Origin of the sequence: Candidatus Magnetaquicoccus inordinatus (assembly GCF_004217665.1) — a bacterium.
In the GTDB taxonomy this organism is placed as follows: Bacteria; Pseudomonadota; Magnetococcia; order Magnetococcales; family Magnetaquicoccaceae; genus Magnetaquicoccus; species Magnetaquicoccus inordinatus.
Map to the genome: position 1 here is coordinate 1 of NZ_RXIU01000033.1, position 22,726 is coordinate 22,726.

The following is a 22,726-nucleotide window of genomic DNA, read 5'->3' on the forward strand; positions in this document are numbered from 1 at the left end:
CATAAAGCGATTTCATTGTTTTATACAATGATGTCAACATAATAGCGCGTTTTTTCTGTCGAAAGTTCCGCTTAAGCCGACGCAAAAAGCGCGTCGGCTTAGTGTGACAAGCGCGCCAAAGGCAAAAGATTAAAAGCAAAATCCCGGGGATTCCATCCCTGGACCCGCAGTTGTTTTGGGTGGTGAATAGTTACACCTGGGAGATAAAACCTACTCTGAAATGGTGCTGATTTGCCAATATGGGGCACAAACCAGATGGTTCATGCTGGGTATATCAACAGTCAGATCACTGAAATCAATCTCAATCGGACCAATTTTGTTCAATAAATAATCCTGCAGAGGATCCAGATCGTTATAGGCATCCGCCTTGTCCAAAACCTCCAGCCGATCTCCTTCGCGAACAATGGCAAACAGTGCTCTGCTGTATCCCAACTCTTCAACTACCACCAAGTCATAAAATATCTTGCGATTGATCCGCTCTCCCAAAGCTGCCAACAGCTCCTTTTCCACCGTGATACCAGCGCGATTGAGCTCTGCCAAAGATAAACCATTTTTTGCCCGCTCCAGCGCCTTGACCACTTTGGGAACCGCCAGCTTTTTTTCGGAAAAACCCAACTCAAGAAGATCGGCTCGAACCAACCTTTTTTCCATCGCCGGCAGAATCACCTTGATCGGTTTTACCAGATTGATCCCTAAAGCGCGGCACTTCTCCTCATCTATGTTCATGCCGCGACGCAACATGCGATCAACGGCTATGCCATCACTTTGGCGAATCGCTTCCAAATCAAAATAGTGGTTACCCAAACGACGCAACAGACCCAACTGCTTCAACTCTTCATAACTGAAACGGCGCACCAAAGCCTGAATCACAATAAAACTTTTGCCCGCTTGCTCGACCCGCTCCTCCTTTTCCCGTGGCAACGCAAAACGCATTCCTTTCGGTAACAACTGTTTATGCTTACGCAAATAGGTCGCATGCCAGGCCCGATAGATTTTGGGATTAAAATGACCCATGCGCGCATCTTCGTTCATGATGACCAATACCTTGAACGGCGGCAACGCCCCTTTGTAGGAGCGAATCTCCTCCAAGGCTGCCACCATATCGGCTATGGTGCTGATTTGAATCATTTCAATACTACGCGCCGAGGCTTGACCTAAAAACCGCTCGACATCCAAACCCAGCTCCTCCCTGGCCATCTCACGAAACAGGGTCAGACTGCCATAGCCCTTTCCTGGCACCGCCGCATACCACTCATGATGATTCAATGCCACCATTGAAGAGACACTGACATCATCTGCATGCAGCAGCTTGCCGCCAAAAAGAGTATGCAGATGCATATCCTTCCACTGCGTATCACTCAAACGACCCGGCCAATCCAGGGTATTGAGAGGCACCGAACTCTTGCCCACATCGTGCACCATGGCCGCCATCGCCAACTCCAACACCTCCTCCTCCTGCCAACCCAACTCACGGGCAATGGCCATGGCATTGAAAGCGGTAATAATACTGTGGTGGGCACTGTTGGGATGATGGTTGTTCAACTGCACCAAACCATCAATCGCCCTACTGTTAAAATAGTGAAACACCTTCTGCATCTGCTCCCGCATCAAGGAGCGCAGTTCGCGAAACTCCTTCATCTCCTGCATCATTACCGCAACATTATTGACCGACTGACCTTTAACAGATATTATCTGTTCAATAGACTGCAGATAAACCTTGGACTGTTCAACAGCCTCCAGGATGGACTGCTCCGCAAGAGGTTCTGCTTCGACATTGGTGACGCCCATTTTTTTTAATTGCTGGATCATGCGCTCGCTTAACAAGCTGCCATGCGTCAACAACACTACGCCAGTATCGGGATGGTGGGCCGATTTACTCAGCACCATATTCTCCAATAACAGCGGATCATCGATAGCGTAGAGCGTGCGTCTCTGCTCCCCAATGGCAGATTTGCCCTCACTCTCCTCCAAATTAGCTCTGAACATTTTTCCTCTGCACTATTTTTTCATCACCTTGGGAACGATTGGCGCCCGCAGGCGAAAGGTCTCTGGCATTCTTGAACCCAACAATGGTTGCAAATAGAGTTGAAAGGCATCTGTCACATCGGTCCCGGTAGCACTGATAAATTCATCCGGCATGACACGTGTCTTTCCTGCCACCGCCACCAACGGATCCAAACGATATTCTACCGAATAGTTACCGACACGATGAATGGTCACCGAACCACTGGCGCTGTGCCACAAGGCAAATTGACACGCCTTTTCACCTACCTCACGCGCTTCCCGCTGGTCCACATCGGAAGCAACACCGAGAAAAGAGCGCTGCACATAACCAAAAGTGTCTCCGCGTACCCGTTTGATACCCAACCGTTGCTTGATAGTATCGGTCAACAGATCGGCCAGCGCGCCCGTTCCCGACAACTGAATATTGCCATGCGCATCCCGTTCCACCTGCCGGGAAAGAGTGGTCACAATGGGTGCCCCACTGGCATCATGCACCCCTTCCGAGACCGCAATGACACAACGACCGTAACGATCGTACACTCTCTTTACATCCGCCAAAAATCCATCAATCACAAAATTACGCTCCGGCATATAGATCAGATGCGGTCCATCATCCCGACATTTGCGCGCCAGAGCCGAGGCTGCCGTTAAAAATCCAGCATGTCGCCCCATCACCACACCGACATAGACTCCCGGCAATGCCCGATTATCCAGATTGAGACCCGCAAAAGCACTGATGACAAAACGTGCTGCCGACGGATAGCCAGGGGTGTGATCATTGACCATCAAATCGTTGTCAATGGTCTTCGGTATATGAATGGTAATCAACTCATACTGTTGCTTTTGGGCAAACTCCTGCACAATGCGCAAGGTGTCTGAGCTGTCATTGCCACCAATGTAAAAAAAGCAGCGAATATTATGAGCAATCAATACCTTAAGAATTTCAGCGCAATAGGTTTCATCAGGTTTATCCCTCGTGGAACCCAATGCCGATCCGGGGGTGGCGGCTACCCTCTCCAGATTATGGGTTGTCTCTTGCGTCAAATCGAGAAAATCCTCGTTGACAATCCCCTTCACGCCATGGAGTGCACCATAAACCCGATCCACAAGAGAAAATTTTCTGGCTTCCAGTACAGCTCCCACCAAAGACTGATTGATTACTGCCGTCGGTCCGCCCCCTTGGGCAACCAAAACCTTCCCTGCTTTCATTATAAACCTCCTCATTTATCCGGTTATCTCTGTACTATACACAATTCAAACCGCGTTTGCTGAATATTTTTCCAAAAAGCTGTTCAAGAATATTATGCCACGCCCATTGCATGCAGCAAAGCTTGATGACCTATCATGGCAATCGCATTTGCCAATTTCCTCACTGTTGCCACAAGCGAAACTGTGCATGTCGGGCATCCGCCCTCCCAAAGAGTGCCCCTGCGGGGCACAAATCGGTGCGGCGTGCGCGAATGCTTCGCATTCGCTTCTGTAGAAACGCCGCACATTATCAGCAGGGCTTTGCCCTGCACCCACCAGGAGGAGATAATCTCCTCCTGGACCTCCGTAATAATTTTCTGGTTTGCAAATGCGATTACCCTGGATGACCTATTCTTTCTCTTGTAGCAACTCTTCACCAAACACTTGGCGCAGCAAAGAATCCCCTTGATCCTGACAGTAGGAGAGCCATACCCCGTCAAGAATCACTTGTGCAGCCACACGTTGCAAACGCAACACCGTGACCGCCAATTCACGAAACAGAATCAATAACTGTCCGGCATCAGGATCACCAGACTCCTGCCCGATTTTCTGACTGAGACCTAAAAATTGCAAGCTTGCAAAATCCTCTCCTTTGGCCTTTGCCAAACGGCCCAACTGAAAAAAGATTACCGCTTCGCCACGTCGATTGCCACTGGCACGATTCAACTGCAACGCCCGCACAAATCCAGCCAAAGCCGCATCATAGTTTTCCTCACCCAGATCCATCACTGCCAAACGGTGACGCAACTGCGCTTCCATATCGCTGTTGCTGCCGGCACAAATCCGTTGCAACGCCTCCTGAAAATGGTCCCTGGCCGCCAAAATATTGCCCACACGCCAGTGCAACTCCCCGGTCCACGGCAAGAGATTGGTGATCCCCTGCTCATCATTCAACTTGCGACAGAGCAGCAGTGCCTCTTGCAAATGGGTCTGGGCAAACAGATGATCTGCCTGCCGCAACCCCCAAAGTCCCAAATGAGCATGGCATACCGCTTGTCCAGAGGATTCCGCAAGCCGTTGGTTGATGGCCAACGCCTGCAACAACCGCTCCTTGGCCACCTCTGGAGCATCTTGCAGAGCCAACCCTGCCAGTTCAAACAAAGCCAAGGCATGCTCCTTGCCAAACTGCTCCTCAGAAAAACTGCATACCTGACGCAATAACCCTTCCGCCTCTTCCACCTGTTGTCGGCGCAGCAAGGCCAAAGCCAAACGATAGAGAAGCCTGGGATGACTACCGACCGCCAATAATTGGCGCTGGAGACGTTCCAACTCCCAATAATATCCCGCCTGCAGCAGATATTCACTCAACGGTTCGGCGCAGTGCATAATCTCAGCAAACAGATTACGACGGCGCAAGGGAACCGCCTGCAAAAAATAGCCAATGGCTTCTGCAGCGACCGTCCAGCGCGGCAAGGCCACAGTTTGCTCGCTTGCCTGAGCGGCCAGACGACACATATAGCGTCCGATTCGCGTCAACAACTTGCCTGGACGTTGCTTCTCTTCCGCACTCTCGGTGCGCACGATTTGCCTTAACAGCGGATGCAGTGCCCAGCAGAGGGCTCCATCGCTGCTCTGCAATGGCTGGGCAACCGCCAGAGAGTGCAACTGTTGCAACAATTGTTGGAGAGATTCTGCTGACCACTTGGTGACTGCCCTATAGGCATCGACAGGCATGGGATAGTGAAAAAGGGTCATTGCCCGCAAAGCCTGACGACTCTCTGCATCCAGATGTGCCAACAATCCCTGGAAAGCTGGCTGGGGCACTTCTCTGCCAGGCGCAAGCTGTTCATGACGCAAACAGGCCGTCGCAATCGTCTCCCCATTGCCCGCAGGCAAAAGACGACTGGCTACCAGTAAGCGCGATGCGGAGGGCGAACGTTTTTGCCACTCATGCCAGAAAAATGCCATCCCCGGATCAAGAAACTGTCCGTTGGCACTCTGCAAAATGGTTTCCAGACCATCCAGAACCACCACACAGGCCAGACGCTGCTGCATAAGCGCAAAAAGCACGGCAAAACGCTCCTCCAAAGCAAGAGCGCCATTATTGACCATTGCCGCCTCTGTCTGCAGCCCCTGCTGCTCCAACAAAGAGGCAAAAGCCATCAACAGACGACCACTGCTCAAAGGTTGCAAGGGTGTCGCGGCCACGCTCACAAAAAGCCAGCCTTGCTCCAGCAAAAAAGAGGATAAAGTGGCCAGCCATTGGCTTTTGCCACTGCCAGGAGCGCCGCTCAACAGCAGCGTCTGGCACTCTCCTTGTTGCAACTGTGCACACAAACGTTGAAAAGGACTATGATTGGCAAGCTGAGGAACAATCCATCCGCTCGTCAAAGCAAACAGTGGTGGAAAGGGCTTTGAGGGGGGTGACAGAGGCATGCTGATCGTCGCATTGAGAGGTTGACAGAGTGGTGCCGCCAAACAGCACCGGTAAAATCCAGGTCGGACACAAAACCCCTTGCCCCGCTGCAGACGCAGAGTGACGCGCCCGCAACAAGGAGTGTTCCACACTGGCCCCCTCAACCAGTTGCTGCAAAAAAACAGTCAGAAAGAGATCCACTCCCGGATCCTCGACGCTTGCTGGCACCAGCAATGCCCAAGGCAAACCCTGTGCCACGACTCCTCTGCTCAAGGCCGCCATTGCCGCTACCGCAGGCGGATGACCCTCTTCCCGGCCCAACAAAAGCAGCAGATGCACAGAACCAGAAGGTGCAATCTCCTGCATCACCTCTGCTGCCGAACGCACCTCGGCACTGCCATCTGCCTCTTCAAAGACAAAAAATCCCTGTTCACCCTGTAATAAAGCGGCTCCCAGCAAACAGACCACCTGTGGGGCAAAATGGTCGATCTGCTCCCGCAGTTGCTGACGAGTGGCCGCCATCAACCAACAACAGTGCAGAGCGGGATTTGCCTGCAGCATCTGTTGCAGACGGCATAAAGCCGACTCCTCCACTCGTGTTGCAAAACCGCTGGGTCTGGCCACGGCAATCAGCAACCGCAACTCTCCCGGCCACTCTCCAGGCAACGCTTGTGGCGCGGGCTCTGTCAGGCGCGGCGCCATTGATTGCGCCCAAAGATCTGCCTCTTTATTACCTGCTGCCCAAGGTGACCACACAACACCAAGAGTGCGACGCCAGATCACCACGCTATCCAGGGCAGAGCACGGGGTTTCTGGCCAACAGAGTATCTCCCACGGCAGCAGCAACTGCTCCAATCTATCGGCAACGATTGTAAACAACAACGGGCGCCCACTACCCAGCAAAGGCTGCAAAACAAACCAAAAGGGTGCCAACCAACAAGCAAAAAGCTCCACTCCGAGGCTCTGCAACAGCATCTCACGGCGCTGTGACGCCTGCTCTGCTGCTCCTCCCAAAGCTGCCGGGGCTTTGCAAAGACGGCGCAAGGCATCCAACAGATGGTGCACAGTATGCCAGGCATGCGCCAAAGGTGCCTGGCAGGCTATCGGCATACCCCGATACAGCAAGACAGCAAGATAGGGATACTTCTTCTCGCGACTCTGCAGCAGATGCAACTGTAACTTATGCAGCTCGGCCACAACGCATCCCTTTTTCAACCCCTCTCCACTTCATCACAGCTTTCGGGATGTGAGAGGAAAAAATCGCCCAAAGCACCATCCAACAAGGCCATGGCATAGCTATCCCGGTCATGGACGACCCGAATTCCGATACCATGTTGATAGATGTGCACGACGCTAAAAATAAACTCTCCTGTCCGACCATGCCAGGGCAAGCTAAAACTCCCTGTGGCACCAACCCGCAGTTCAGGATGCCAACTGCTATGCAAAAAAAGACCATCCAGACTAAAATCACCCACACGTACCGACAACTGACTGCCATCTTCCATCTGCAAGGTGAGCATGATTTTTTTGTTGATGTTGCGGCGCAATGATTTTCTTGCCTCTTGACCCGCAGCTTGTTCCGGTGCAGCAGCCTCCGTGTTGACCTCTGGCTCCCCAGAAGCATCGATCGCTTCCGCAGCAGCCCACAAAGAGCCATTGCAACGACCCTCGCGAATCGCCTGAAACAAGGATTGTGCTTGCGGTGGCACAAAAGTAAAGACAATCTCCACAGGAGCGTTGCCCTCCATCTCTCCGCCAGTCACCTTGGCCAGCAAACCAGGAATAACCTCTTTTTTGCCTTGCAAGGCCAGTTTGATATTGCTGAAGGGGCTCAGAGGGGCATCGGTTAACAATTTGGCTCCCTGCAACGACAAGGCACACAGATAGCCACTATAGTTCATGGCATCGATCCGTTTGCCGCTCAGCAAGGCCACCTGTACCGGAATATTGGTGGTGAGCTCACGATATTCCGTGGCTTTATTCTCAGCCAGATAAACAGGATAGGCACCATCAATGCCACCAATTTGGTAGAGCATGATCGGTTGATCAATCCCCTTAGGCATCACCTCCAGGGTATGATCAATACGCAATGAACTTTGACACGCCTGACGAGTCTGCTCGGAAATCAATACCTGCCCACCAACCGCATAGGATTCAATACGCGCTGTCAAATTGACCGTGCGCCCCATCACCGTATATTGGCTGCGCTTGAGCGATCCAATGTTGCCTGCCACCACAGTACCGGTATGAATACCGATCCCCATCTGCAAAGACGGAAAGCCTTGCTCCTGATTGCGCACATTCAACTCCGGCATCACCTGCTGCATCTCCAACGCACAGGCCACGGCTCGTTGCGCATCATCTGCGCGCAAAATGGGCGCTCCAAACAAAATCAAAATACCGTCGCCAAGAAAATTACTGATGGTTCCCTTATATTTGAAAACAATTTCGGTCATCTGCTCCAGATAGTGGTTGATGATGGTGACTACCGTTTCCGGTGGCAGGGTTTCGCTGATAGCGGTAAAACCACGCAAATCGGTCATCATCACGGTCACCAACCGTTTATCTCCCCCCATCTGCAGACCATCCGGGGTTTCCAACAGGCTTTCCACAACCTCATCGGACATGTAGCGATTAAAAATGGAACGAATAAATTGATTGCGTCGCTCCAACTGCGCCTGACTCTCGCGCAGTGACTTATTGACGGTATCCAAACGCAACTGGGTGCGGTCGCTTAAACGGATCAAGCGCGAGGTTTGCTGTAATAATTTCTTATAATTATCAAAAACTTGTGTAAAAGCATTATATAATTGTGCCAACTGCTGCTGATCGACCAGGGCACTACCTTCCGCACCTCCGGCTAAAGCAGAGTCGGGACCAAATTCAGCCAAAAATCGGTTGCCAAATGCCAGCAACTCCTCCTCTTTGGCAAATAACGAAGGTTCACTCATGATCAGGAGCTTATCTGACAGATCTGTTGCGCCCGAAGACGTGCTTGCTGCACAATCTCCTCTGCATCAGCAATCTGGCGCTGGCGCATCAACACCCGTCCGGCAACCACCGCCGTGTCCACGCAATAACCGGTCGCGGCATAAACCAGGTTGGAATAGAGATGATGATTGGGTGTTACCTCGACACCATCCAGACGCAACAATAAAAAATCAGCCGCCTCTCCCACGGCAAGAGCAGCATTTTGTCCCAAAAGCGGCGCACGCTTGCCAGTGGCAATGGCCCAAGCCTCTTCGGCAGGTAGAAGTGTCGGATCTTGTTCACTATGCTTCTGCAACAGTGACATGACCTTCATCTCCTGGAACAGATCCAGACTATTATTGGAAGCAGCGCCATCGGTACCCAAAGCCATGGGGATGGCACGTTGCGCGGCCCGACGATAGGGAAAGCTTCCACCCACCGCCAACTTCATGTTGGAGACCGGATTGGTCACCAAGGTTGCACCACGCAGGGCGATACGATCCAACTCTGCATCATTCAGGTGCACCCCATGCGCCAAAATCACCCGTTCGTGCAACAAACCGATCTGATCCAGATAGAGAGCAGGCGGCAGACCCTGTTGTTGCAGACACTGTTCTACCTCATGCCGGGTTTCCGACAGATGAATCTGGATCGGCAACTGATGTCGTTCGGCAAAATCCCGCACCCACTGCAGGCTTTGACGGCTGACAGTATAGATGGCATGCGGGGTCAGGGTAAATTGAATGCGCGAGGAGAACTGTTGCGCCTGTTCAAAGTACTCTTCGGTCATCCGCTGACAATGGCGCGCCTGCTCTTCACCCGCCACATCGATCATCACCGCACCCAACAAGGCGCGCATGCCACTCTCCTCCACCGCTCTGGCCACACCAGGAAAGTGCCAATACATATCGGTAAAGCAGAGTGTACCCGAACGAATCATCTCCAAGCAGGCCAAACGGGTTCCCCAATAGACATCCTCCTCGCTCAAACGCGCTTCGGCAGGCCAAATGCGGGTTTGCAACCACTCCATCAAGGGCATATCGTCGCCAAAACCGCGAAACAGTGTCATCGCCGCATGGGTATGGCCATTGACCAAACCGGGAACCAAAACCATCCCTTCTCCATCCCATCTTTCTGCTTCTGGCGGGCAAACAAGATCGGCGCCCAATCCGTGAATACGGCCATCAGCCACCTGGATGGACACAAGCCCCTGTTCCGGTAGATGCACATTATCAATCTGCAAGATCATCCGAGCAACTCCTCCAATAACCTCTGCAAAGTGAGCAACAAGCGCTCTTCGTTGGCATGAACCTGCGCTTTGAACGATTCATAAGAGAGCTCTTGCGCCATCAAACCGTTGGCAAAGTTATCGACCATGCAGAGTGCCGCATAGGGAATAGCCAACTCGCCGGCCAAAATGGCTTCGGAAGCGACAGTCATACCCACCAAATGCACATGCGGCGCCATCAAACGAATTTCTGCTGCGGTTTCAAAACGTGGACCAGTGGTTTGCCAGTAGATAGCGCCATCCACAGGCAGTGGCAAAGCGCTTTTCTGCCACGCATGCAGCAGCGCACTGCGCCAACCACGATGAAAACCGGGCGGACGATGGCCGCGTTGATCGGCAAAAAAGCTGGGACTCACCTGTGGCGCATAAAAATCATCCGGTACCACCAGGGTGCCGGGTGGAATCTCCATCCGCAAACTGCCCACTGAGCCGACAGCCAAAATCTGCTGCACACCCACCTGTTGCAAAGCCAGCAAATGAGCCTCATGGTTGATGCGATGCGGGGGAGTATAACCATCCAGTCCATGCCTCTGCAAAAACCAGAGCCTCTCCTGCTGCAACAAAGAGACCGGGCCATAGGGGGTTTCCACCTCGCGACGTTGTGCCCGCCGTACCGGTGCTGCAGCCAACAGGCTGGTGCCGCCAATCAAACCCAGTGCGCCTTGTGCTGCCACGCTCTCTCTACTCCTTGTCCGCAGACCAAAATTTCCACCAGGGATTGCTCTTGGGAGTCGCATCCAAAGCATGAGCCGGTATCTCTGTGGCCGGCAGCACCTTGTTGCCGGATCCGGTGGCCGGACGGGCATACTCCCCATCCCATAACCAGGCAAACCAAAGCTGGGTATTTTGTGCCTCTGGAATCTTTTCCGGATCCAGCAACTCATCGGCAAAGTTATGCCGAAGGTCACGCACAATCCCCCGCTCATCAAAAGTGATCTCCACCCGGTTGATCACGCGGGCAAAGGTACGCTGAATATTGCGATATTGTCTATCCTGGATATAGATCCAGCGATCCCGGCGCACGGTGTTAATCACGGTCGGAAAACCCAGCAACTCCTTGACCTGGGCGCGCGTGGTCCGTCCAACCTGAATCCGCTCCACAGCTTGCGGACTAATAATGGTGCCTTTTTCCTGAATCCGCGCCTGACAGGCCGATAAAAGGGACAACAGGCTGGCTAAAAATAACCAGAAAAGAGAGCGGGGCCATTTGACCATCGTGGTTCCCTGTGCAATAGAGTGATAAGCTGCAACATGGTCAGGAACTGCTCAGTCTCCTACCGGTTCTGAGCAAACCATAAACCTCATACTGTTTTCCATGATAACCCCTGCAAGAGCGAGAGCAAAGTTTCCATGTCATGGTTTAAAAGATTCTCTGCCAAAGATCTGCCCCACAACCCCTCCCAGGAGCCAGATGAAGCACTTTTGCGCCGTCAGGCCATGGCCATTCATGATGGCATCATCGAAAAGGTTCTGCAAATCATCGAAAACGAAGAGCTGCAGTTGGCCGACAATTTTGAACTTCGTTTTGATCTGTTGATCTTATTGGTCAGCAACCTGTTACGACATCTCCATATCATGGGCAATCAGCTCCCCCTGTCGCAAACTCTTTGGGAGCTGACCTTTGAAAGTCTGGAGGAGAGTTTGCGTGACCGGGGAGTCACCGATATTCGCCTGGCCGCACGCATGCGCAAACTGTTGCAAAATGCCACTGGCCGCCGCAATGCCTATCTGTTGGCCTGGGATGAGAGCTCTACAACCGCAATCGGTGCCGCCATTGCCCGCAATGTCTTGAATGGCTGCACTCTCGATGACCCGCGTATTGACAGAATAGTGGCTCATCTGCCAGGATTTGCGCAAGCGATGTTGCAACTGGCTGATCCCCCTATCAAACAGTGAAGGCAACGCTTCTGACCGTGCGGGCCGTTAAACCTTGTCTCGGCCCTCTTCAGACCATTTTGCATAGGATAACTATTCATGAATAAATTAACCATCGATCAGATCGACCTGGCAGGCAAACGGGTGTTCATCCGGGTTGATTTTAATGTGCCGATGACTGAAAACGGGACCATCCGGGAAGAGACACGTATCACCGCTGCCATTCCCACCATTCGCCGTGCCCTGGAAAAGGGCGGACGCATCATTCTTGCCTCCCATTTTGGTCGCCCGGAAGGCAAAATCATGCCGGAATACTCTTTGCGTCCGGTGGCAGAACGGTTGTCGCAACTGCTGGGACAACCGGTTGCCTTGGCTCCAGACTGCATAGGCGATGCGGTGGAACAGATGGTCAACGCGCTGCAACCCGGTCAAATCATCCTCCTGGAAAATGTACGCTTTCATGCGGGCGAGACCAAAAACAATCCGCAACTGGCCGATGCCTTTGCCCGCCTGGCCGATGTGGTGGTGAATGATGCCTTTGGCGCTGCCCATCGCGCCCATGCCTCCAACGTAGGCATCGCCCAGCGCGTCACACCGGCTGTAGCAGGTTTATTGATGGCCGACGAGATCAACTATTTTAATCGTGCGGTCCGCCATCCCCAACGACCGGTGGCAGCCATTCTCGGTGGCTCCAAAGTTTCCACCAAAATCGCCGTGATCGAACGTTTGTTGGCGCAAGTCGATATGATCCTGCTCGGTGGAGCCATGGCTTTTACCTTTTTCAAAGCGCGTGGCCAAACAGTTGGCTCTTCCCTGGTGGAAGATGAGATGTTACAAGTCGCACGCGATGCTGAAGAGCAGGCGCGAGCCCGTGGGGTCAAACTGCTCCTGCCGGTCGATGCCGTAATCGCCACCTCCCCCTCCTCCACAACCACACAAATTGTGAGCATCGACGCCATTCCTGAGGGCTGGATGGGACTCGATATTGGACCGGCTACCATCCAACTTTTCCAACAGGCGCTGCAAACAGCAGCAACCATTGTCTGGAACGGACCGATGGGAGTCTTTGAAAAACCGGCTTTTGCCAATGGCACCTTGGCATTGGCCGAAGCGGTCGCCCAGTGCTCGGCCCTTTCTGTAGCCGGTGGCGGGGATACCGATGCCGCCTTGCGTCAGGCAGGGGTCGCCGACCGTATCTCCTTTATCTCCACCGGAGGGGGTGCCTTTATGGAGCTGTTGGAGGGCAAGGAGCTGCCGGGCATTGCGGTGCTCAACGACGCCTGATCCACCTTTGTTTCATCGCCCCAAGCAACATTTTGCCTTACGGGGGGATCGGATCCCCCCAAAGAGAAGCTGCCATGGAAAAAATTGTCGATACCCAAGAGTTGGCGATTGGCATGTATGTCAAGCTGCGTAGTGAATGGATTCAGGGCACCGGACTGGCCAAAGAGTTTTTTATCACCGACCCTGGCCAGTTACGGCAAATTCGTAATCTTTCCTTGCGCTTTGGCAAAGTTTTTATTGATCCAGACAAAAAATGGATCCCCTCGCCGATTGACACAATGACCCATCCTGATGATCTACAGCCGGTGCCTTCCGCCAATGACACAAGCCAGGCACCATCCAGCAGCCAATTGCGGCAAAACCTGCAACAGGCCGCAGCAAATACAACCCTGTCTCCGATGGAAAAAGCCACGGCTGTCTATGATTCGGCCCGCTCCTTGATGCAGGCCCTGTTTGCCAGTCCCACTGCTGAATTTATTCAGGATAGCAAAAGCGCCATCGGCTCCCTGGTCGATATGGTGTTGGAAGATGATGATACAGCCAATGCCCTGCTTAAGGTCACCAGCCATGATTTTTATACCTATACCCATTCGGTCAATGTGGGCACCTTGTCGATCTGTCTGGCAAAAAAATTGTTTCGCAAAGAGACCGGCCACGACATGCGTGAATTGGGAGCCGGCTTTTTTCTCCATGACCTGGGTAAAATTCGTGTCCCTTTGGAGATCCTCAACAAACCGGGTCGCCTCGATGAACATGAAATGCGACGGATGCGCATCCATCCCTTTCAAAGTTTTAAAATATTGCAGGAGACCAGTCAACTGAGTGAAGAGTGCCGCATCATTGCCATGCAACACCATGAACGGGACGATGGGACCGGCTATCCTTTGCGTCTGCGAGGGGAAGAGATTCATGTCTATGGACGCATCTGTTGTATCGCCGATGTCTATGATGCCTTGACCGCCAAACGCTCCTACAAAGAGGCCATGACCCCGTTCCAGGCTTTGAGTATCATGCGCAACGAAATGCTGCACCATTTCCATAAGGAAATTTTTCAAGATTTTGTGATGCTGTTCAGCAAACAGGAGAAAAAATGAGCGCCGAAAAATGGATCTGTAATGTCTGTGATTATCTGTATGATCCCGCCAAAGGTGATCCAGAAAGTGGGGTTGTCCCTGGAACCGCTTTTGCTGAACTGGATGAAGAGTGGCTCTGCCCGGATTGCGGAGCCCGCAAGGTCAGTTTTTCGCTACAGGAAACAACAGCCTCGTGAACAGACCAGAAGACAGGGCACCATAAAGGCACTGCAACCTCTGACCTCTTGGAGATGCGGAAACCTTTTGCCTGGGTAAGCAGCAACAATCCACTTCACCGGCAATCCCTCACAGCGCTTTCAAGATGAAGGTTTCCGTCGTGGCCGAGGACGAAACTGGCGACGGAAAGGAGGTTTATGGGGCAACTGCTGCACAACTGTGGTTGGTTTGGCAATTTGGCGCAACAGGCGGCTGATTTCCCGGTTGATCGAGCGCCGCCTCTCTTGCGCATCTGCCAATTCGGGAAACTGTTCGGGAAAACGATAGTGCAACCAGCAATAGAGATCCACCACGCGCATGGCGGTCTCCAGACTGTCCAGGGAGGCCGGAAAATCCTCGCTGAAAAGAGGTACCACCTCATCCAAAGTCAAGATATGGTTATGGGCAACGCTGCGCACCATCCGTTCAAAGGCCAATACCGCCGCCAGGGCCCGCAAAGGAACCGGGGCATTGGCCAAGACAAAACGCAGCTCCATGGCCAATCCCGGATAACGATCGGTAATCTGCGCCAGAAAAATCTGATCATCCAGTGATGCCACCTCATAAACTGCCGGATCGGGTTTGACTGCCTGGGCAAACAACAGCAACAGACGCGCCAATGAGGGTTTTTTATCCTGGCGCTGCAAATTGGCCAGGGCCCATAAATGATCGGGAGTGGGCGCCAAATGGGCCCGATGAATGGCATGTGGTGGGGTATGTAAAGCATGCAAAATATGCTCGTCGGCGATGCGGAAAGTACCGACAAAACCCACCTCATTTTTGCCATAGCGCCCTGCCCGTCCGGCGATTTGTCGCACCTCCATGGGTGTCAGAGGATGTTTGCGCCGATCGATAAATTTTTGGTCCTCGGCAAAGAGCAGGGTACGGATCGGCAGATTCAACCCCATACCAATGGCATCGGTTGCCACCAGATAGGGCGCCTGGCCAGAGGCAAAGAGTTCCGCCTGTTGCCGGCGCACCTCTGGCGGCAAGGCGCCATACAGGACAGCAACCCGAACTCCGGTCTGTTGTTCCACACGCTCTTTCAAACCCAATACCGCAGCGCGCGAAAAGGCAACCAAGGCGGTACCCGGCTCCAATGCCGAAAATTTCATGACAGGCGCTGACAACGGTTGCAGAGGGGCCAAACGTTCCAGATGGATCACCTCATAAGGCTCTTCGGTCAAACGCAATAATTTTTCGATAGCCGGTTGCGCTTCTGGCGCACCGATGATGCAAACCCGTTCAGCACGTGCCCCCAAAATGGCCTGGGTCCAGGCCCAACCACGGTCGGCATCGCCCAACATCTGCGCCTCATCAATCACCACCACATCCTGGCGCAAATGGGTGGACATCATTTCTATGGTGCGCGCACTGTGCAAGGCACCATCCACCTCAATCCGCTCTTCACCAGTGATCATGTGACAGGGCACACCCCAGGAGTTGAGCGTATCCGCCACCTCCAAAGCCAACAAACGCAAAGGAGCCAAATAACTTCCCGAACGGGCATCTGCCAATATTCTTAATGCCTGATAGGTTTTTCCAGAGTTGGTCGGTCCCAAAAAAAGGGTAAAATGACGACGCATCTCCCGCGCCGGAAACAGCGTATGAAATTCGAGAATCCGCGTTGCCGCCGAAAGCTTTTTCTCCAAACGCGCCGAATGACGCACGGAAACCTGTAGATCGTTAGGCAAACGTCTACTCTGCTGATGATGGCTTCTGTTGGCATCCATGGTGATATGCGGGGCTGTCCTTTATGATAAACCGTGCTAAAAAGCGGTCATTTATGGTAGAAGGCGCCAGTCTACTCTGCTGTTGCCACTCTGTCATCGGTTCATGGCAACTATGGCGGAGAGCAACAGCTTCAGCGCCTGTCCCGCAGTGGAGAAACAGCATGCGTATCGGCATAGATTTGGGTGGTACCAAAATAGAGGCGATTCTCTTGCACCCACAGGGAGAGATTCTGCTCCGCGAACGCCTTGCCACCCCGCAAGGTGACTATGCCGCCACCCTGCAAGCCATCGCTGCTTTGGTAAAACGCATGGAGTCTCATCCCGCGGTCAGGCAGCCAGGATTGCCAGTCGGTATCGGTATTCCTGGGGCGCTCTCCTTGCAGAGCGGACGGGTCAAAAATGCCAATTCGGTCTGCCTGATTGGAGAGGATCTGGCCGCTGATCTGCAACAACTGTTGGCCCGTCCGATTCGTCTGGCCAACGATGCCGACTGTTTTACCCTTTCGGAAGCAACCGACGGCGCTGCTGCCGGAGCGCCTATCGTCTTTGGCGTCATTCTCGGTACGGGAGTCGGTGGTGGTATTGCAGTACAAGGTGCACTGTTGCAAGGAGTCAACTCCATCTGCGGCGAATGGGGACACAATCCCCTCCCCTGGCCCACCAATGAGGAGCTGCCCGGCCATCCCTGTTACTGTGGCCGCCTGGGCTGTATTGAAACCTTTCTCTCTGGCCCTGGATTGATGCGTCACCATCGACAAAGCTGTGGCCAGGAGCTGCAAAGCCACGCCATTGTCCAGGCAGCAGAAGCGGGGGATCCCTGTGCCGAAACCTCGCTGCAGCTCTATGAACAACGGCTGGCACGCGCCTTGGCCAGTGTCATCAATCTGCTGGATCCTTATGCCATCGTTCTCGGTGGTGGTCTGGCCAATGTGCAGCGCTGGTATAAAACCGTACCCACTCTGTGGCAACCCTATATCTTTTCCGACAGTGTGGAGACTCGCCTGTTGCCAGCCAAACATGGCGACTCCAGCGGAGTGCGAGGTGCCGCTTGGCTGTGGCCCTCTCCCGGCCAAGGGTCAAACGGTAGAACACCATGACCGACACACTCAGCAACTGGTTGATGTTGATTTTGACGCTTCCCAGTGCCCATGCCGCCGTGCGCATCCGGGTGTGGCGCGCTTTGAAAAATGTGGGATGTGGGATCGTGCGCGATGGAGTCTATCTTTTGCCGGAACATGCAGAACAGGCAGAACTGCTTCCCTCGCTGGCCGAGCAGGTGCTCCAGGAGGGGGGGAGCGCCCATTTGCTGCGCACCACCAGCAGTAACAGCAGTCAGGAGCGGCAACTGCGTGCGCTCTTTGCACGCACTGAAGAGTTTGCGCAACTCTTGCAAGAGATACAAAACAGCTTTACCAACCTCCCGACCCTCTCTGCCAGCGCCCTGCAAAAACTCAGCAAACGGATGCAGCGCAACTTTACTGAACTCAAACGGATTGACTATTTTCCGGACAGCAGCCAACAGCAAACAGCAACAGCTCTGCTTGCTCTGCAACAGAGTATCGAACGCATTCTCACCCCTGGCGAACCAGGATCGATCCAGGGAGCCATTCTCCCTCTGCAGCGCAGCTCCTATCAGGGTAGAGTGTGGGCAACACGGCAATCACTCTGGATCGATCGCCTGGCCTCTGCCTGGTTGATCCGGCGCTTTATCGATCCGCAAGCCACCTTTCTCTGGCTCTCCGACCCCTCTCTTTGTCCAGAAGAGGCGGTCGGCTTTGATTATGATGGGGCTGCCTTCACCCATACCAATGGTTTGGTTACCTTTGAAACCCTGATGCTCTCTTTTGCCCTGGAACAATATCCCGCCTTGCGCCAAATCGGCCATCTGGTGCATGGCTTGGATGCCGGTGGCAATAATATACCAGAGGCTGCCGGCTTGGAGCGTATCCTGGATGGCTTGCGCCGACAAAACAGCGATGATGACCAGCTCTTGCAGGAGGCCATACACATCTTTGATGCCCTCTTGCAATCCTACAGCGCGGCAGAAAGCCTGTAATTCAATCTCCTCCCCTACCCGCAAAAATTTTCTTCCTGATTGCCAACAAACGCACACGGCACACAATTACTATTTGCAATGATCATTACACTATTGTAACATCCTCTACACTATTTCTCTCTCTTCAGCTTATGCCGGAGACACACCCATGAAAGAAGCCTCTCTGATGACCGCCCAATTGATGGCTGCGGCCATGCGCACTGCCCCCAAAGCGGGTGGCAAGGATTTTTTGGAAATTGTCGTCATCAGCGATGACGTAGAGCTGCAGCGCCTCAGCAACCATATGCTCAGTTATGCCCCGGACAGCACCAATGAAGCCTATTGGCGCCGCGATGCCGCCAACATTGCGGCCACCCATGCCGTGGTCTTGGTGGGCCTGAAACGTTTTACCACTGCGGGTTATGACTGTGGGGGCTGTGGCTATCCCACCTGTGCAGAATTCAGCGCCGCTCGCCAAGAACAGGTAAAAGAGATGGGCTATACCGGTCCGCATTGCATCATGCGCATGATGGATATCGGTGCGGCACTGGCCTCGGCAGCCAAAACCGCCAGCCTCCTTAATATCGATAATCGTGTACAACAGAGGGTAGGTGCCGCCGCACGCGCCCTGGGTTTGATTGATGCCGATGTGGTCATGGGCATTCCCATCGGTGTGTTTGGTAAAAATATCTTCTTTGACCGTCCCACCGCCAAACATTGACCCTAATTGACCATAAAGGAGTCCTTATCATGCAATGGGTTACCCGTTCTCACGTCCATGTCGATCGCGTTGCCTGCCCCTGGCTGATTCTGCGCTTTATCGACTCAGAGGCCAAATTTCTCTTTGTACCCAAAAGCCAGGTATTGGCAGTCGCCGAACGGGAAGGAGCCATCTCCTTTGACACCCCGGGCGCCCAATATCATCATGATGGCGAACTCTGCACCTTTTCCGTGCTGATTCGGGAGTATGGACTAACCGACAAAGCTTTGTTACGCTTGGCAAAAATTGTCAATGCCGCCGATACCGGTCAATTGAATCAAGATCCCTATGCCCGTGGTCTGGAGGCTATCGCTGTCGGTTTTGGTGTGCGCTTTCCTGATGATGCCGTCAACCTGCAAAAACAGTTTGAAGTCTATGATGCACTCTATGCCTGGTGCCGTCTGGAAACAATAAAAGAGTAAAGGATTTTTTATGCCCCACTCCCGATGGTCCAGAGTGGCCGAATTTCTTGGCCTGCGTCGCAGTGTAGCCGGATTATTGGCCATGGTGGTTCTGGTTGGCCTGGGGGAACGGATGGCCGACCGCTATCTGCCTATCTATCTCTTGGCCATCGGCGGCTCCACCCTGGCTGTGGGGCTGCTCAATGCCATGGAAAATCTTCTCGGCGCCCTCTACTCCCTCCCAGGCGGCTATCTGGCCGACCGCTGGGGAGTCAAGCGCTCGCTGCTCTTTTTCAATCTGCTCAGCATGCTGGGTTTTTTATTGGTGTTCCTGATTCCCACCTGGCAGGCACTCTTTGTCGGAGCAATACTGTTTCTCTCCTGGTCGGCCATCTCTCTGCCGGCAACCATGAGCCTGCTCAATACCGTCCTGCCCATGGATAAACGCACCATGGGCGCCTCTGTCCATGCCATGGTCAAACGTGTTCCCATGGCTCTCGGCCCTCTGCTGGGGGGAGCCTGCATCTCCTGGCTGGGAGAGAGAGATGGCGTTCGGGTTGCCTTTCTGATCGCCTTTCTTCTGGCTAGCCTCTCGCTCTTCCTGCAATACCGCCTGCTCGAATCCGACACTCCCGCTCCCAATGGCAGTCAGGAAAAAAATCCTTTCCGCCTCTGGCCACTCATGCCAACCTCCCTGCGCAAACTGTTGGTCGCCGATATTCTGGTGCGCTTTTGCGAACAGATTCCCTATGCCTTTGTGGTCATCTGGTGCATGAAACTGATTGCCGAACCGGTAACTGCTGTTGAATTTGCTCTGCTGACCAGCATTGAAATGGTCACCGCCATGGCGCTCTATATCCCGGTAGGCTGGATGTCCGATCGCTGGGGAAAAAAATGGTTTGTCCTGATAACCTTCCTCTTTTTTACCGCCTTTCCCATTCTACTCAGCCAGTGTCAATCTTTCTGGCCTCTGGTTTTTGCTTTTATCATCCGTGGCTTGAAAGAGTTTGGCGAACCGAGCAGAAAGACAATGATTATGGAGTTGGCCCCGGAAGGACAAAAGGCAACTTTTTTTGGGCTCTATTATCTGATTCGCGATATTTTTGTCGCTGGTGGCGCCATTTTTGGGGCCATACTCTGGCAATGGGGGGCTGCTCCCACCTTTCAAATCGCCACCTTTTTTGGCATGCTGGGCACTCTCTGGTTTGCCTGGTATGGACAGGATCTGCAGAATACCCCTCCTGAAACACTACAAAAATGATAAGTTGGAGGGCATTGATACGGCAGGGATGGCTTTAACTCGCTCCAGCGACAGGGAAAACTTCTGCACAACAGATAGAGAATCCCAGCAAAAACCACTGCAGAACAGGAAAAGAGCAGACAATCCCAACAATAAAGAGAGTCATTGCAAAAACAGGTGACGATCAGTCCCAACCAACGCTGAGCAATGCCCTCTTTCTGCCACTCTGTGCACCCTATCGGTTATAAGAGGCCTCTCCATACAAACGCCTGGAACGGACATATTCACGAATTTTGCCATACTCTTCAGCAATTTTTTCGGCGTTGTTATACTCAGGAAACATAGCCGTCAAACGTCCCAGGGGATCCAACAAAAATATGGCACTGGTATGACTGATTAAATCATCTTGACTGCTTTTTGCACTTGCAGAAGAGGAGACACTCTCCTTGCCAGTATCTTTGCTTGTCTCTTCCTTGTTGGCTTCCCCTTTGCCACCCGCCTCTTTGCCAGCTTCTCCTTTGCTGACATCACGAAAATCAGCGGCAGTAAAATAGGTTGCCCCGATCTGAAAAGCAAAGGCACGAATCTGCTCGTCTGTACCGGTCAAACCTTTGAAATCACTATTAAAAAATTGCACATACTGCCGGATATGTGCCGGAGTATCCCGTTTTGGATCTACCGAGACAAAAAGCACCTGACTGTTGACTATATTGTTTGGCGCTTTTTCCTGCAGTTGACGAAAAACATCCCCCAAAACCCCCATGGCCATCGGACAAATATCAGGACAATGGGTATAGCCAAAAAATAAAAAGGTCCAATGCCCGCGCAATTGTTCAAAGGTAAAAGGCTTTTCGTTATGATCCAACAGGGTAAATGGCTGCACGGGACGCGGCGACGGCAAAACAGCATTGGATAATCCCACCGGAAATAACGGTCCATCGGCAGAAGTATGCAGCCAACGCCAACCAAGAACCGTCGCAGCAAAGATAACCATTGCCAACATGGCCACTGACCATAAAGAGAGCTTTTGCCCCATCAACAACTATCCTTTCCTTCTGCGTGAACCCAACCCATGAACGCTCAAATATAAAATCTGCCCACTCTCCAAATAGTGCCAGTAGAGCTGTAACTATTCAGATTCGTGCTGGCTCGCCAACTCTACCCCCATGGGGATGCTGAGCGGATTGGCGCAAAAATGCGCGCCAATCCGCTCAGCTTGCTTCCATTAGGCGCGCCGCGCCGACGCAAAAAGCGCGTCGGCTTGTTGTGAAAGGCGCGCCAAAGGCAAAAGATTAAAAAGCAAAATCCCAGGGATTCCATCCCTGGACCCGGCCAGGGAGGTGCCCTCCCTGGACCCCCAGATGTTTCGGGTGGTGAATAGTTACGCAAAGCTTTGCAGGAACCTCTACCAACTGTCTTAATGAAATTGCAGACGTTTACTGGCGCGCAAATTGACTTCCGCCCCAGGGACAAGCAGAATCCCCTCCTCATCCAGAGAACTCCTTGTCGTCTCCTCTTTCAGCGCACTGTGCAAACGCTCACTGCGTTGCAAGAGAAGGGGCGTAACAGTAGAGGGTCGCCCAACTTGCCTATCTTTGTTCTCAAGAGTGCTATTCCGCGCCACCTGCTCTTCTCCCGCCAAAGGAGAAAACTCTTGCAAAGATTGCAACAACCGATCCAAAACAGTCGATGGCGCAGCTTCTGCACCAGCCTTTGTCAATGGCTCCTGCCACTCTGGCAAAGCCAACCGTTCTGGGGTCAACTGACCGATGGTCTGCAACAGTTGATATTGCGAAGAGATCAATTCATAACGGGTTTTCACCAAATCGGTCTCGGAACGAAACAGTTGATTTTGCAGCTCCAACAGTTGGATGACGGTACGAAAACCTGCTGCAAACTCCTCCTCCATACCTTTCACAGCCTGCTTGTAGAACGAATAGGCTGCCTCCGAGGAAGAGACCGTTGCTTTGGCACTGTTCATCATGAGATGGGCCTGCTTGATTTCACGCAAAGCCTGTTTATCCACCTTTTGCCAATCAGCCTCACGCGCATTTTTCATCTCCAATGCCTCGCGAGTTCGTGAAAACACCTTCCCTCCTGAAAACAATGGTACAGTCAATTGCACAGAAACACTATATTGATTGGAACCATCAATCCTGGTATCGCTGCCACCATGGTAGGTCAAAGCGGTTGCCTGCATATCCAACATCGGATAATGACCTGCTTTTTCTATATCAACGGTG

General features: G+C 52.9%; 20 protein-coding genes. 9 read left to right on the top strand and 11 right to left on the bottom strand.

What is annotated here, in order from left to right; genetic code table 11:
• Positions 1–210 precede the first annotated feature (210 nt).
• The 8 genes from EJP87_RS04550 to EJP87_RS04585 all read right to left on the bottom strand — a co-directional run bounded on the left by EJP87_RS04550 (position 211) and on the right by EJP87_RS04585 (position 11,081).
• On the bottom strand, positions 211–1,986 hold the full coding sequence (locus EJP87_RS04550; RefSeq protein WP_130470680.1) for an HD-GYP domain-containing protein: 1,776 nt from the start codon (positions 1,984–1,986) through the stop codon (positions 211–213).
• Positions 1,987–1,998: 12 nt separating this feature from the next.
• Complete coding sequence (locus EJP87_RS04555) at positions 1,999–3,213, bottom strand: 6-phosphofructokinase (RefSeq protein WP_130470681.1); 1,215 nt, start codon at positions 3,211–3,213, stop codon at positions 1,999–2,001.
• Positions 3,214–3,600: 387 nt separating this feature from the next.
• Entirely contained in the window at positions 3,601–5,628 is a 2,028-nt protein-coding gene (locus EJP87_RS04560) for an ATP-binding protein (protein ID WP_193771138.1), read from the bottom strand.
• Entirely contained in the window at positions 5,543–6,823 is a 1,281-nt protein-coding gene (locus tag EJP87_RS04565) for a CHAT domain-containing protein (protein ID WP_227657453.1), read from the bottom strand. Before EJP87_RS04565 ends, EJP87_RS04560 begins: the two co-directional genes overlap by 86 nt.
• Positions 6,820–8,559: an adenylate/guanylate cyclase domain-containing protein gene (locus EJP87_RS04570; RefSeq protein WP_130470684.1), complete on the bottom strand. Its 1,740-nt coding sequence runs from the start codon at positions 8,557–8,559 to the stop codon at positions 6,820–6,822. Before EJP87_RS04570 ends, EJP87_RS04565 begins: the two co-directional genes overlap by 4 nt.
• Positions 8,560–8,561: 2 nt before the next feature.
• Positions 8,562–9,827 (bottom strand): amidohydrolase, encoded by a 1,266-nt coding sequence (locus EJP87_RS04575; RefSeq protein WP_130470685.1) that lies wholly within the window; start codon positions 9,825–9,827, stop codon positions 8,562–8,564.
• A complete protein-coding gene (locus tag EJP87_RS04580) occupies positions 9,824–10,540 on the bottom strand; it encodes an MTAP family purine nucleoside phosphorylase (protein ID WP_193771139.1) in 717 nt (238 codons plus the stop codon). The genes EJP87_RS04575 and EJP87_RS04580 overlap by 4 nt, the downstream gene beginning before the upstream one ends.
• Before the next feature lie 7 nt (positions 10,541–10,547).
• A complete protein-coding gene (locus EJP87_RS04585; RefSeq protein ID WP_130470687.1) occupies positions 10,548–11,081 on the bottom strand; it encodes an outer membrane protein assembly factor BamE in 534 nt (177 codons plus the stop codon).
• A 135-nt stretch (positions 11,082–11,216) separates the two neighbouring features.
• Here EJP87_RS04585 and EJP87_RS04590 point away from each other — a divergent pair, with 135 nt between their 5' ends.
• The 4 genes from EJP87_RS04590 (at position 11,217) to EJP87_RS04605 (ending at position 14,295) form a co-directional block, all read left to right on the top strand.
• The gene (locus tag EJP87_RS04590; protein WP_130470688.1) at positions 11,217–11,762 is read left to right on the top strand and encodes a ubiquinol-cytochrome C chaperone family protein; all 546 of its coding nucleotides are present in this window, start codon (positions 11,217–11,219) and stop codon (positions 11,760–11,762) included.
• Between the two features lie 78 nt (positions 11,763–11,840).
• Positions 11,841–13,025, top strand: a complete 1,185-nt coding sequence (locus EJP87_RS04595) for a phosphoglycerate kinase (RefSeq protein ID WP_130470689.1) — start codon at positions 11,841–11,843, stop codon at positions 13,023–13,025.
• 74 nt (positions 13,026–13,099) lie between these two features.
• Positions 13,100–14,119 (top strand): cyclic di-GMP phosphodiesterase, encoded by a 1,020-nt coding sequence (locus EJP87_RS04600; RefSeq protein WP_130470690.1) that lies wholly within the window; start codon positions 13,100–13,102, stop codon positions 14,117–14,119.
• Positions 14,116–14,295, top strand: a complete 180-nt coding sequence (locus EJP87_RS04605) for a rubredoxin (RefSeq protein WP_130470691.1) — start codon at positions 14,116–14,118, stop codon at positions 14,293–14,295. Before EJP87_RS04600 ends, EJP87_RS04605 begins: the two co-directional genes overlap by 4 nt.
• Positions 14,296–14,415: 120 nt before the next feature.
• On the opposite strand, the gene EJP87_RS04610 is transcribed toward EJP87_RS04605, so the two are convergent.
• Positions 14,416–16,047, bottom strand: coding sequence for an SUV3 domain-containing protein (locus tag EJP87_RS04610; RefSeq protein WP_130470692.1), 1,632 nt, complete (start codon positions 16,045–16,047; stop codon positions 14,416–14,418).
• 161 nt (positions 16,048–16,208) lie between these two features.
• Between EJP87_RS04610 and EJP87_RS04615 the strand changes: the two genes are divergently transcribed.
• The 5 genes from EJP87_RS04615 (at position 16,209) to EJP87_RS04635 (ending at position 20,504) form a co-directional block, all read left to right on the top strand.
• Positions 16,209–17,144: an ROK family protein gene (locus EJP87_RS04615; RefSeq protein ID WP_130470693.1), complete on the top strand. Its 936-nt coding sequence runs from the start codon at positions 16,209–16,211 to the stop codon at positions 17,142–17,144.
• Positions 17,141–18,103: a chromate resistance protein ChrB domain-containing protein gene (locus EJP87_RS04620; RefSeq protein ID WP_130470694.1), complete on the top strand. Its 963-nt coding sequence runs from the start codon at positions 17,141–17,143 to the stop codon at positions 18,101–18,103. Before EJP87_RS04615 ends, EJP87_RS04620 begins: the two co-directional genes overlap by 4 nt.
• A 148-nt stretch (positions 18,104–18,251) precedes the next feature.
• Complete coding sequence (locus EJP87_RS04625) at positions 18,252–18,803, top strand: DUF2148 domain-containing protein (RefSeq protein ID WP_130470695.1); 552 nt, start codon at positions 18,252–18,254, stop codon at positions 18,801–18,803.
• A 29-nt stretch (positions 18,804–18,832) separates the two neighbouring features.
• Positions 18,833–19,264: a chromate resistance protein ChrB domain-containing protein gene (locus tag EJP87_RS04630; protein WP_130470696.1), complete on the top strand. Its 432-nt coding sequence runs from the start codon at positions 18,833–18,835 to the stop codon at positions 19,262–19,264.
• A gap of 10 nt (positions 19,265–19,274) precedes the next feature.
• The gene (locus EJP87_RS04635) at positions 19,275–20,504 is read left to right on the top strand and encodes an MFS transporter (protein WP_130470697.1); all 1,230 of its coding nucleotides are present in this window, start codon (positions 19,275–19,277) and stop codon (positions 20,502–20,504) included.
• Between the two features lie 214 nt (positions 20,505–20,718).
• Here EJP87_RS04635 and EJP87_RS04640 read toward each other — a convergent pair whose 3' ends face one another.
• Together EJP87_RS04640 and EJP87_RS04645 are read right to left on the bottom strand one after the other, a co-directional pair.
• The gene (locus EJP87_RS04640; RefSeq protein ID WP_130470698.1) at positions 20,719–21,519 is read right to left on the bottom strand and encodes an SCO family protein; all 801 of its coding nucleotides are present in this window, start codon (positions 21,517–21,519) and stop codon (positions 20,719–20,721) included.
• A 381-nt stretch (positions 21,520–21,900) separates the two neighbouring features.
• Positions 21,901–22,726, bottom strand: an 826-nt coding sequence (locus tag EJP87_RS04645; RefSeq protein ID WP_227657454.1) for a TolC family protein, incomplete at its 5' end; no start/stop codon positions are given.